This window comes from Agrococcus sp. Marseille-Q4369 (assembly GCF_018308945.1).
In the GTDB taxonomy this organism is placed as follows: domain Bacteria; phylum Actinomycetota; class Actinomycetes; order Actinomycetales; family Microbacteriaceae; genus Agrococcus.
This window is the reverse complement of the sequence record NZ_CP070501.1, coordinates 989,652-1,001,194: the sequence shown is the minus strand read 5'-3', so window position 1 is coordinate 1,001,194 and position 11,543 is coordinate 989,652. Positions and strand designations below refer to the sequence as shown.

The 11,543-nt window shown below is 69.7% G+C and carries 12 protein-coding genes and 1 pseudogene; 11 read left to right on the top strand and 2 right to left on the bottom strand.

Annotated features, from left to right (window positions below; genetic code table 11):
- The first annotated feature begins 10 nt into the window (after positions 1 to 10).
- The 10 genes and pseudogenes from JSQ78_RS14005 (at position 11) to JSQ78_RS05015 (ending at position 8,382) form a co-directional block, all read left to right on the top strand.
- The gene (locus tag JSQ78_RS14005; protein ID WP_283245034.1) at positions 11 to 463 is read left to right on the top strand and encodes a type IV pilin protein; all 453 of its coding nucleotides are present in this window, start codon (positions 11 to 13) and stop codon (positions 461 to 463) included.
- A 66-nt stretch (positions 464 to 529) separates the two neighbouring features.
- A complete protein-coding gene (locus JSQ78_RS05050) occupies positions 530 to 1,864 on the top strand; it encodes a prepilin-type N-terminal cleavage/methylation domain-containing protein (protein WP_211449895.1) in 1,335 nt (444 codons plus the stop codon).
- A gap of 47 nt (positions 1,865 to 1,911) precedes the next feature.
- On the top strand, positions 1,912 to 2,535 hold the full coding sequence (locus tag JSQ78_RS05045; RefSeq protein WP_211449894.1) for a hypothetical protein: 624 nt from the start codon (positions 1,912 to 1,914) through the stop codon (positions 2,533 to 2,535).
- 5 nt (positions 2,536 to 2,540) lie between these two features.
- A complete protein-coding gene (locus JSQ78_RS05040; RefSeq protein WP_211449892.1) occupies positions 2,541 to 4,247 on the top strand; it encodes a Rossmann-fold NAD(P)-binding domain-containing protein in 1,707 nt (568 codons plus the stop codon).
- Positions 4,199 to 4,465: pseudogene (locus JSQ78_RS14060) on the top strand (prepilin peptidase); the annotation flags it as partial. The gene JSQ78_RS05040 and the pseudogene JSQ78_RS14060, both read left to right, overlap by 49 nt.
- A 9-nt stretch (positions 4,466 to 4,474) precedes the next feature.
- On the top strand, positions 4,475 to 5,071 hold the full coding sequence (locus tag JSQ78_RS05035; RefSeq protein ID WP_349305142.1) for a prepilin peptidase: 597 nt from the start codon (positions 4,475 to 4,477) through the stop codon (positions 5,069 to 5,071).
- A 10-nt stretch (positions 5,072 to 5,081) separates the two neighbouring features.
- Entirely contained in the window at positions 5,082 to 6,116 is a 1,035-nt protein-coding gene (gene pilM / locus JSQ78_RS05030) for a type IV pilus assembly protein PilM (protein ID WP_211449888.1), read from the top strand.
- Positions 6,113 to 6,871 carry a PilN domain-containing protein gene (locus JSQ78_RS05025; protein ID WP_211449887.1) on the top strand — a complete coding sequence of 253 codons (759 nt, stop codon included), beginning with the start codon at positions 6,113 to 6,115 and terminating at the stop codon, positions 6,869 to 6,871. The genes pilM and JSQ78_RS05025 overlap by 4 nt, the downstream gene beginning before the upstream one ends.
- Positions 6,868 to 7,551: a hypothetical protein gene (locus tag JSQ78_RS05020; RefSeq protein ID WP_211449885.1), complete on the top strand. Its 684-nt coding sequence runs from the start codon at positions 6,868 to 6,870 to the stop codon at positions 7,549 to 7,551. The genes JSQ78_RS05025 and JSQ78_RS05020 overlap by 4 nt, the downstream gene beginning before the upstream one ends.
- 39 nt (positions 7,552 to 7,590) lie before the next feature.
- Positions 7,591 to 8,382: a transglutaminase-like domain-containing protein gene (locus JSQ78_RS05015; protein WP_211449883.1), complete on the top strand. Its 792-nt coding sequence runs from the start codon at positions 7,591 to 7,593 to the stop codon at positions 8,380 to 8,382.
- Between the two features lie 71 nt (positions 8,383 to 8,453).
- Here the strand turns inward: JSQ78_RS05015 and JSQ78_RS05010 are convergent, their stop codons facing one another.
- Entirely contained in the window at positions 8,454 to 9,044 is a 591-nt protein-coding gene (locus JSQ78_RS05010) for a hypothetical protein (protein ID WP_211449881.1), read from the bottom strand.
- Between the two features lie 62 nt (positions 9,045 to 9,106).
- Between JSQ78_RS05010 and argS the strand changes: the two genes are divergently transcribed.
- A complete protein-coding gene (argS, locus tag JSQ78_RS05005) occupies positions 9,107 to 10,765 on the top strand; it encodes an arginine--tRNA ligase (RefSeq protein WP_211449879.1) in 1,659 nt (552 codons plus the stop codon).
- Between the two features lie 82 nt (positions 10,766 to 10,847).
- Here argS and JSQ78_RS05000 read toward each other — a convergent pair whose 3' ends face one another.
- Positions 10,848 to 11,513: a DNA-3-methyladenine glycosylase gene (locus JSQ78_RS05000; RefSeq protein WP_211449878.1), complete on the bottom strand. Its 666-nt coding sequence runs from the start codon at positions 11,511 to 11,513 to the stop codon at positions 10,848 to 10,850.
- Between the last annotated feature and the right edge of the window lie 30 nt (positions 11,514 to 11,543).

Below are 11,543 nucleotides of genomic sequence, written 5' to 3'. Positions count from 1 at the left end.
ACCACCCATCATGCAGAAGATGCTTCAGCTGCTCGGCGACCGCCGCGCAATGCTGCAGGAGGAGGGCAAGTCGCAGCGCGGCTTCACCCTCGTCGAGCTCCTCGTCGTCGTCATCATCATCGGCATCCTCGCCGGCATCGCGATCCCCGTCTTCCTCAACCAGCGCACCAGCGCCTGGCAGGCCGAGGCGGAGTCGGACGCGAAGAACGCGGCGCTTGCGGCGGAGACGTATGCGGTCGCCAAGAACGGCAAGTACACCGATCTGGACACACTCGCTGAACTGCAGGCGCAGGGCTTCCAGCCCTCGCGTTCGGAGTCGAACTACATCACGATCGCGCCGAGCGCGGACGGCAACAACTTCACCATCACCGTCAACCACCCCGACCTGCCGCAGGACCTCAAGTACGACAGCGCCCGTGGTGGCCTGCAGCCGTGGCCGACCGGGGCAACCCCCAACCCGTGAGCTAAAGGCTCGGTTCGCAGCTGGTCGACGGCTGCAATCGCCCCAATGACTTGAGAGGAGGGCACCGTGGGCCATCTCAACGAGCGAGTCCGCTTCGTCAACTCTGGCGAAGGCGGGATGACGCTCATCGAGGTGCTGGTCGCGATGTTCGTCTTCGCGATCATCTCGACCCTGGTGCTCTCCTCTCTCGTGCAGCTCGTCGGCATCACGCGTGCTTCGCAGAATCAGCATGTGGCGGCAAACATCGCCGCCGAAGAGATCGACCTCGTGCGAGACGCTGGAGACCTATTCGGCGTAAACGACGTAACTCGGCCAGTCACGCTCAACGACACGACCTTCACCGTGACGCGCGAGACCGAATGGGTGAGCGCGACCGGCGCAGACGTCAGCTGCGGAACCGGTCGCGAGACGCTGAGCTACAAGCGGGTGAACGTGACGGTGACCTGGCCGGGCGGGGCCCCAGTTCGCGCCGACACTGTCCTGGACTCGCCCGACCGGCTAAACGACTCCACCAAGGGCACCGTGCTCGTGTCGGTCATCGATTCTCTCGGCGAGGGTGCGCCCGGCATCTCCGTTAGCCTCACTCCGACCGCTGACGGCGCCCCCATCGCGGCGACGCAGACCGACGCCTTCGGCTGCGCCTTTTTCCTACAAGTCACCAAGGGCACCTATACCGTGGCGCTTTCGAAGCCCAACTACGTTGGCGTCTTCGAAAAGACTCCGAGTCGTACCGGCGTGGTTGTCGAAGCCGGCGGCACGCAGAGCTTCCAGTTCCAGTACGACTTGGGTGGGAGGCTCGACGTAACCCTGACTCCAGTGCCCGTCGCCCCATTGCCGCGCGGTTCGTCCATCACTATTCCGAGTGGGTTGCAGGCAACCTTGGCGAGCACGTACGGGCCGCGCTACGTGACCCCACAGCGAGTCACTACTGCGCAAGCCATCGAGGTCCATCCGCGCGTGCCCTATCGCATGTTCGCGGGCGTCTACAGCGACGAGGCAGCGGCCGCTTGCGCCTCGGTCGATCCGATGTCCTGGCCGACGGCGGTCGTCGAGGGCCGACAACTCGCTGCAGGCGCATCTCCCGAGGTGAGCGTCGCACCGAACGGTCGAGCGTCGCTGCAAGTGCCAATGGGGCTGATCCGCGTAGACAGCACAGTCAACAACCTGCGCGTCCGACGCGCAGAGGGACGCTCCGGTGACCCGCAGTGCAGTAGTCATCAGGAGTTCGTCTTCTCAAGCCGCGTGGAGGCGAACACCTACATTGCACTGCCTTTCGGTGCGTGGGAAGCCACGCGCGTGGGATCCGATACGCCAGTGCCCATCTCGGCCTCTTCATTCGGCGCGAGAGTGCGCGGAACCAACGTCGTGACACTCGACCCGCGTCTGCCGAGCACGCCATGAGCCGGCGGAATGCGCGTCCAGGGGATCGCGGGCTGACGCTCATCGAGATGCTCGTCGCGATCTCGGTGCTAGCTGTGGTGATGACGCTCCTGACAATGCTCTTCGTGGCGCTCTCGAGTACCTTCACGCGTCAGGAGGCTCAGCACGACAGCACCGGCGGCGCCTCAGTCGGCATGCAGCGCATCGAACGAGTCATCCACGCGGGCTCGATCGTCAGCCGGGGTACGCAAGTGCTCCCTGCATTCGAGGCCGGCAATCAGCGCTCCGTATCCCTGCACGCCTTCTTTGACACCGACGTCGCGTCGGGGCCGACGACGCCGACCCGCGTGACCCTGGAGGTCACTTCGTCCGGTGAGCTGGTCGAGACCCGCGTGATGGGACGCGTCGTGAGCGGCCGCTGGGTCTTCGATCGACCGGCCGTCAGCCGGCAGACGATCACGCGAGATGTGCTCGTACCCGGCAGCCGAGTCAACGGAACGAGTGTCGGATCGCTGTTCCGCTACGAACTCGCGGACGGCTCACTCATCGACCGTCCGCTCACGTCTGCTGAGCTCGGTCTCGTCGTGGCGGTGCGCGTTTCGCTCTCGGTGCGAGCCGACTCGACCGGTCGGGTCGCTCCCACCCGCATCGAGCGCACCCTCGGGCTCCCCAATCTGGACGCCACGAGATAGGGAACATGATGTACCAGCAACTTCGACGGCCGATTGAGGATCGCGAGCGCGGCGCCGCGCTCATCATGGTGCTGGGCGTCGGTGCGCTCGCGATCGCTCTGCTCGCGACCATGATCGCCTTCGTCGCGGCGGGTCAACGGCATGCGCGCCAAGATGTCTCCACGAATGGAGCGCTCGCCGCTGCGTACGCGGGAGTTGAGGAGTACTCCAGTCGCATCACCGCGCAGTGGGACTACGTGTACAAGGGTAACGTCAGCGCGCCGTTCAGTCGCACGAGCGCGGCGGTCCTACGCCCCGACCGTTCGAACCCGGCGTTCGGGTTCGACGGCAGCTGGGCAACCGTCGCTGGTAGCGACGGCGCTGCCCTGTTCCGCTACGAGGTCGACGCCAGTCAGTACGACGCTCACGGGACGGTCCGGCTGCGTTCCACCGGCATGGTCGGGCAAGAGATCCGTACTGTCATCGCAGACCTTCGGCAGGATGGCTTCCTCAGGTACCTGTACTTCACCGACTTCGAGACCCTCGATCCGTGGCAGAGCGGCCAGTCGTCCACGTGCAGCAACTACCAGTGGGCGCGGCCCTCGACCTGCACCAACATCAACTTCGACAACGGCGACGTGGTCACCGGCAGGGTGCACTCCAATGATGTGATCGTCGTCTGTACGGCGACCTTCAACGACGAGGTCTCCTCGGCCTGGACCCAGCGCGACTCGGCGACCGGCATGCGCTTCAAGCGCACTGGGTGCGACTCGACGGACCGAGCGACGTTCAACCGCGGCGATCCGCAATGGGGCGGCCCGTTCTATCGCAATCGACTGGAGATGCCTCAGACCAACACCGACATCCGTACGGACGCGCTCGAATGGGGTTGCGTGTTCACCGGTCCCACCCGGATCACGTTGACCGGGGATGGCTATATGCAGGTGCGCTCGCCGTTGACAAAGTCGACGAGGCCGCTCACGAGCACACCGAACCCGACCAGCTGCGGCGCGGTCGGCAAGAACGCCGGCCAGCTCGGCCACGCCGATGGTGCTCGGATGCGCGTACCCGAGAACGGCGCGATCTACGTGCAGAATGCGTCGCGTCCCGTTGGCGACCCGAACTACCTGGCGTCGCAACCGGCCTACTGCTCGAACGCGACGAACAGCAACGGTGTGGGCTACCCACTTCCGAACGAGATCGTACCCGCCGCGATAGGCACCGTTGCGGCCTACGGCTGCACCAATGGCGATCTGTTCGTCGAGGGCACTCTGAACGGTCAGGTGACCCTGGCGGCGGAGAACTATGCCTATGTGGTGGGGGACCTCAGGTACGGCGATCCTGATCGCGACCTCCTGGGACTTATCGGCAACACCGTCTGGGTGCACAACCCCGCCTATTCCTGCACCAGGGTGAGCGGTCGAGACCGTTGCTCCATCGACAGTCCTGATCGACACATCGATGGCGCGATCATGGCTCTTCGCAGCTTCACCGTCCAGAATTTCACGAAGGGCGGTGACATGAACGGACTGCTGAACGTACGGGGTTCTATCGTCCAGCGGTATCGAGGTGCCGTCGCGCAATACAGCGGCTACATCAAGAGGTACGTCTACGACGATCGCCTGCTCTACCGCTCACCGCCACACTTCCTGTCGCCCATGAACTCCAACTATGGCGTTTCCACATGGTTCGAGGTCGATCCCGCGGTCAACGCCGACGGGAGCTGGCGGTGAGCGCGGCGGTCGCGGGCGTCACCGGTGCGTTCGGGCTTCTGATCGGATCGTTCCTCAACGTCGTTATCTTCCGGGTGCCGGCGGGGCGCTCGATCGTGAGCCCCCCGAGCGCGTGCGGCGGGTGCGGGATCCGCATCCGGCCTTTCGACAACGTGCCCGTGGTCAGCTGGTTGGTGCTGCGTGGCCGCTGCCGCGACTGCAGCGTGCGGATCTCGCCGCGTTATCCGATGATCGAGCTGCTCACCGGGGTCGTGTTCGCTGCAGTCGCGCTGCGCTTCGCGCCGTGGGCGGCGCTCGAGCAGCCGTCGATCACTGCGATCGGTCCGGTCGCCGAGACGCTCGCGTTCGCGGTGCTGGCCGCGGTCGGCATCGCGCTCGCCTGGATCGACCTCGACACCCAGCGGCTGCCGGACGTCATCGTGCTGCCGTCGTACATCGTCGTCGGAGCGCTCCTCGCCACCGCTGCGGCGGTCACGGGCGAGTGGGGAGCGCTGCTCCGCGCCGCGGCGGGCGCCAGCATCCTCTTCGCCGCCTACTTCGCCATGGCGTTCGCCTACCCGGCCGGCATGGGACTCGGCGACGTCAAGCTCGCCGGTCTTCTTGGCCTGGCGCTCGGCTGGCTCGGCTGGGGTGAGCTCGCGGTCGGCGGGTTCGGCGCCTTCCTGCTCGGCGGTGCGTTCGCACTCGTGCTCGTCGCACTGGGCCGCGCCAAGCGCGGCAGCGGCATCCCGTTCGGCCCGTGGATGCTGCTCGCAGCCGCGGTGGCCGTCTTCGCAGGCGAGCCGATCTGGCACGGATACCTGCAGCTCGTAGGACTGGAATAAGGGGGATCCGATGGCGAACCGCATGGTCGGACTCGACATCGGCGCGACGGGCATCCGCGCAGCCGAGGTCACGCGCACCCGAAAGGGCATGGCGCTCGCGCGCTACCACTCGATCGCGCTCCCGCCCGGTGCCGTCGTGCGCGGCGAGGTGATGGAGCCGCACGTCGTCACCGGCGCTCTGCGTGAGCTCTGGAAGCGCGGCAAGTTCACGAGCAAGCGCGTCGTCCTGGGCGTCGGCAACGACCGCGTGCTCGCTCGCGAGCTGACGGTGCCGGCCGCGCCACTGCCGATGATCCGCGAGTCGCTGCCCTTCCAGGTGCAGGATCTGCTGCCGGTGCCGATCTCGGAGGCGATCCTCGACTTCTACCCGATCGGCGACGCTGGCCACGGCCAGGTGCACGGGCTCCTGGTCGCGGCCGTCAAGGAGGGCGTGCTCTCGACGATCGAGGCCGTCAGGCGCGCGAGGCTCGAGACGGTCGCCGTCGACTTCGTGCCCTTCGCGCTCACGAGGGCGCTGCCGCAGCGGGCCGACGACGGCGACGCGATCGCCGTCGTCGACGTCGGCGCCCACACGACCACGGTCGTCATCTCACGGGCCGGTGTGCCGCACTTCGTGCGCATCATCCCGACCGGCGGCGACGAGGTGACGCAGACCCTGCACACGCGGCTGCATCTCGAGCGACCGATCGCGGAGGACGCGAAGCGCACGCTCGGCCTCGGCATGAACGGCTTCATGCCGCACGACCAGCCCGTCATCGAGGCGATCCGCGAGGTGACGGGCGAGCTCGTCACCGGCGTGCGCAACACCGTCTCCTACTTCGCGAGCTCGCGACCCGACCTGCCGGTGCGCCGCGTCGTGCTGACGGGCGACGGCGCGAGCCTCGGCGGGTTCCCCGCTGCGCTGGGCGAGGTGATGCGCATGCCCATCGACTGGGGCGACCCGCTCGCCTCGGTGCTGACGAAGGAGCGCGACCGTCCTCGCACGAGCGGCGCGGCGAACCGAGCGGCCGTCGCGCTCGGCCTGGCGATGCGGAGTGCAGCATGAAGGTCTTCGGGATCACCATCGGGAGCGGCGAGCCCGCTCCGCTGATGCTCGGCACGCAGCCGGCCGTCAACCTGCTGCCGGGCGAAGTGCTGGCCGCGCGCAAGAGCCGAGGGGTGCGGCGCGGCATCGTCGCGGCGGCCATCGTGCTCATCGTGAGCGCAGGCGGCGGCACCGCCGCCGCGAAGCTCCAGGCCCTCGCGGCCGAGGTCGAGCTCGCCGTCGCTGAGGCGCGGACCGTCGAGCTGCTCGCCCGTCAGGCCGAGTTCGCCGACGTGCTCGCGGTCGAGGCGGAGATCGAGGCGCGCCAGGCGGCGCGCGAGGTCGCGACCGGCACCGAGATCGACTGGCGGAGCGTGATCGACGGGATCGTCGCGACCCTGCCGGAGGGGGCGACGCTCGTGAGCGTCTCGGCCGAGGGCAGCTCGCCCATGGCCGGGCACGCGCAGCCGGTGGCGCCGCTGCAGGGTGCACGCGTCGCGACGGTGACGTTCACCGTGCGGAGCACCGCGATGCTGCCCGACGTCGTGGATGCGCTCGAAGGGATCCCCGGATTCGTCGACGCGCAGGTGCCGACGCAGACGGTGACACCTGAGGAGGGCATCGTCGACTCGACCTTCGTCGTGCACCTCGACGAGGGCGCCTACACGAACCGCTTCCCGCCGACCGTGCAGGCGCAGCCGGAACAGGGCCAGCCCGCCGCCGGCGCCGAGGGCAGCACGGATGCGGAAGCCAGCGGCGAGGAGGGCCAGCAGTGAAGGCATCGGATCGGCTCTGGAGCCTCGGCTCGGGCCTCCTCGCGGTCGGCATCGCGGCCGGCACGTGGTTCGGCGTCATCTCGCCCGACCTGCAGGCCGCGGCGACCGCGCGCGATGACCTCGCGATGGTCGAGCAGCAGAACGCCATCCACCAGGCGCGGATCACGGTGCTCGAGGAGTCGGCCGCCAAGCTGCCGCAGTACGAGGTCGAGCTCGCCTCGCTCGCCGAGGGCATCCCCGCAGAGGCCGGCTACGCCGAGTTCATGCGACAGCTCGAGGCACTTGCGGAGGAGACCGAGGTGACGCTGCAGTCGGTGACGAACAGCGATGCCATCGCCTACGTGCCGCCCGTGCAGGAGGCGCCGGCGGAGCCTGCTGAGCCAGCGGACGGGTCGAGCGACCAGGCCGCGGATCCCGCAGCCGCACCCTCCGAGCCGAGCGCACCCACGCCCCACACGAACCCGCTCATCAACGACCAGAACTTCGCGGCGCTGCCCTTCACGATCTCGGCGAGCGGTGGCACGACGGAACTCGGCGAGTTCATGCAGCAGCTGCAGATGGGCACGCGCCTCGCCTCGGTGACGAGCACGACGCTGACCGCAGCGGTCGACGACCAGCCCGGCACGGCAGAGATCGTCGGCTACCTCTACGTCTTCCGCAGCTCGCTCGCCGGTCCGTGAGGCGCGTCCTCGAGAGGGCGGTGTGGGAGAATCGGTGCAATGCGCACCACCCACGCCACCTTCTCGATGTCGCTCGTGGGTGAGACCGACGTCACGCTCCTCGTCCTGCCCGCCGCGGCCTACGCATCCGACGACGACATCGACGTCACCGTCGACGACGCGCCCGTCGAGTGGCGCATCCAACCGGCTCAGCACGACACCCGCGAGCTCGTCTTCACCGCACCCGCAGGGCAGCTCGAGGTCGAGATCCGATCGGCCGTCTCGGGGCTCGAGCGGCCGATCGAGGAGGGGGACCCGGCGCGCTACCTCGACGACTCGCGCTACGTCGAGGCGAGCGCGCTGCGCGGCTTCGTCGACGAGCGCTTCGGGCGCGCGAGCGGCCACGAGCAGATCGCCGCGATGCGCAACTGGATCGCGCGCGGCTTCACCTACTCGCCCTCGCTCTCGGAGATCGACGACACCGCGGTGGACACGATCCGCAAGAGCGGCGGGATGTGCCGCGACTACGCGCACGTCATGATCAGCCTCGCGCGCGCGGCCGGCATCCCCGCGCGCTACGTCGGCGTCTACGCGCCGGGCCTGCAGCCGCCCGACTTCCACGCCGTCGCCGAAGTGCTCATCGACGGGGAGTGGTTCGTCGTCGACCCGACCGGGCTCGCGCCGAGGCAGAGCCTCATCCGCATCGCGACGGGGGCGGATGCGCTCGAGACGGCCTGGGCGACGACGGCGCGGAACCCGATCACACTGCGGTCGGTGGCGGTGCGGGCGGAGGATGAGGCGCTCGAGGATGGTGCGGTGGATGACGTGAAGGCGCTCGTCAAGATCGGCTGACTCGGCGGGTTTCGACTCGCTCAGCGCGCTGGCGCGCGCGGAGCGGCTCAACCAGCGGGAGTCGGTGGGCGTCAGCCCAGGTTGGCGATCACCTGGTCGAGCACCTCGCGCGCGTCCTGCTCGCTCGTGAAGTACTGCGAGGCGACGCTCACGACCGTGCCGCCCGACGGCGCTGTCGCGACGCCGAGGTCGCCGACCGTCTCGAACGCGGGCGCCTGGAAGCCCGCGGCCTCCTGCAGCACGCCGACGACGAGTCGGTCGCCGCCCGTGACGTGCTGGTATGCGCAGACGGTGCCGCCCGCATCCACGATGTCCGAGATCGCGCCCGGCAGTGAGCCGGCGTCGCTCGACGGGGCGAAGTTCGGGTTGAACGCGTAGAGCTGGTCGGCCGTGTAGACCTGCGAGCACGGCACGTCGCCCGCGACGGGCGGGGTCGTCGGCAGCGCGGAGCCGGTCGGCGCGGGCGTCGGCTCGGGGCTCTCGACCGGCGTCGTCGTCGCCGAGGGCGAGGGCGTCGCGGTGGGCGAGCTCGAGGCCGACGGCGTCGGCGACTCGCTCGGCGCGAGCACGCCCGGCTCGCACCCCGTCAGCGCGAGCGCGGTCGCCGAGGCGATGATCGCGGCGGGCAGGAGACGACGGATGCGCTGGGTACGGCTCGGCATGCTGTCAGACTACGGGCGCTCCAGGGCCGAGGCGGTCGAGGCGCGCGCAGTACCCTAGAGGGATGCAGCCCTCCTCGCTCTCGTCCGCCGTGCTCGCCGCCGTCCAGGGCGCCGTGGGCCGACGAACGGCCGAGGTCGAGGTGCGCGAGGCCGACATCGTGCTCGAGCGCCCTCGCAACCGCGACCACGGCGACTGGGCGACCAACGCCGCGATGCGCTTCGCGAAGCGCGTCGGCACCTCGCCGCGCGAGCTCGCCGATGAGGTTGCGGCGGAGCTCGCGACCATCGACGGCATCGCGAAGGCCGAGGTCGCCGGCCCCGGCTTCATCAACCTCACGCTCGCGGCCGGTGCCGCGGGCGAGCTCGCCCGCACGATCGTCGAGGCGGGCGACGCCTACGGCTCGGGCGACGCGCTCAAGGACGTGAAGATCAACCTCGAGTTCGTCTCGGCGAACCCGACCGGACCCATCCACATGGGCGGCACGCGCTGGGCCGCCGTCGGCGACAGCCTCGGCCGCGTGCTCGAGCGCCAGGGCGCGCTCGTCACCCGCGAGTACTACTTCAACGACCACGGCGCGCAGATCGACCGCTTCGCGAAGAGCCTCGTCGCCGCCTTCCGCGGCGAGCCGACGCCCGAGGACGGCTACGGCGGCGCCTACATCGCCGAGATCGCGGGGCGCGTCGACGACGGCTACGACGGCGACCTGCTCGACCTCGATGACGCCGCGCTGCAGGAGACGTTCCGCGAGCGCGGAGTGCAGCTCATGTTCGAGGAGATCAAGCGCGACCTGCACGACTTCGGCGTCGACTTCGACGTCTTCTTCCACGAGCACCAGGTGCAGTCCGACGGCTCGGTGCAGCGCGCGATCGAGGTGCTGCGCGAGCGCGGCCACGTCTTCGAGGAGGACGGCGCGCTCTGGCTGCGCACGACGACGTTCGGCGACGACCGCGATCGCGTCATCGTGCGCTCGAACGGCGCCCCCGCCTACTTCTCGGGCGACCTCGGCTACTACCAGAACAAGCGCGAGCGCGGCTTCGAGCAGAACATCATCATGCTCGGCGCCGACCACCACGGCTACGTCGGCCGCATGATGGCGATGTGCGCGGCGTTCGGCGACACCCCGCACGAGCACCTCGAGATCCTCATCGGCCAGATGGTCAACCTGCTGCGCGAGGGCAAGCCGGTGCGCATGTCGAAGCGCGCGGGCACCGTCGTGACCATGGAGGACCTGGTGGATGCGGTGGGTGTCGACGCCGCTCGATACGCGCTCGTGCGCTCGAGTGCAGACACGCCGCTCGACATCGACCTCGAGCTGCTCACGCAGCGCACGAACGACAACCCCGTCTACTACGTGCAGTACGCGCACGCCCGGATGTCGGCGGTCGCGCGGAACGCGGTCGCGGCGGGCGTCGACCGCTCGGAGTTCCAGCCGGAGCTGCTCTCGCACGAGACCGAGTCGGCGCTGCTCGGCGCGCTCGCGGACTTCCCGCGCGTGCTGACGCAGGCCGCGGAGCTGCGCGAGCCGCACCGCGTCGCGCGCTTCGCCGAGGAGCTCGCCGGGCTCTACCACCGCTGGTACGACGCGACGCGCGTCGCGCCGCAGGGCGATGAGGAGGTCACGGCGCTGCACCGCACGCGCCTGTGGCTGAACGACGCCGCGGGCCAGGTGCTGCGGACGGCGCTTGCGACGGTCGGGGTGTCGGCGCCCGAGCGGATGTAGCCTCCCCGGAGCGCCGTCACTCGCCTCCTCGCGCCGCAAGGGGGCGACGGCCGCGCGAAGGGCGCGATTCGGCGCCCGCGGCTCAGCGCTGCCGCTGCACGGCCGGCCGGTAGGCCGAGACGCTCGGCTCGCCCGGCACCCAGAAGCGCCAGGGATAGGCGTACGCGTCGCCACCCGGTCCGCTGACACCGACGCGAGGCCCGGTGCGGTATGGCGGCGGCACCTCGGCCGGCGCGAACGACCACGTCGCCGCCTCGACGCCGTCGGCCGCCGTCACGCCATCGCCCAGCTCCGCGTCGCCGAGCGCCGCGCCGTCGTCGACGAGCGTCGCGCCGAGCGCTTGCGCGACGTTTCCCGGGCCCCGCGCGAGCTCGCCCGTCGGCGTCGTGCGGCGCCGCGCCGAGCGCCGCTCGAGCGCGAGTCCGTGCCCCTCGACGACCTCGCCCGCGCGCACGAGCACGCCCCAGCCGCGACCCTCCGGCCCCGCGACGATGTTCACCGCGTGGTGCATGCCGTAGGTGAAGTAGCAGTAGACGCGGCCGCCCCGCCCGAACATCGTCGCGTTCCTCGCCGTCTTCCCGCGGAACGTGTGCGCACCCGGGTCGTCGCTGCCGCGGTAGGCCTCGGTCTCGGTGATCCGCACCGCGACCGCGCCGGAAGCATCCGCCCGCCGCAGCACGCCGCCGAGCAGCAGCGGCGCGAGCTCGAGAGGGTCGCGCTCGAACCAGCTCGGGGGAGGGGTGGGCACGATCGGCACCGTAGCGGGCGCATCCGAGCG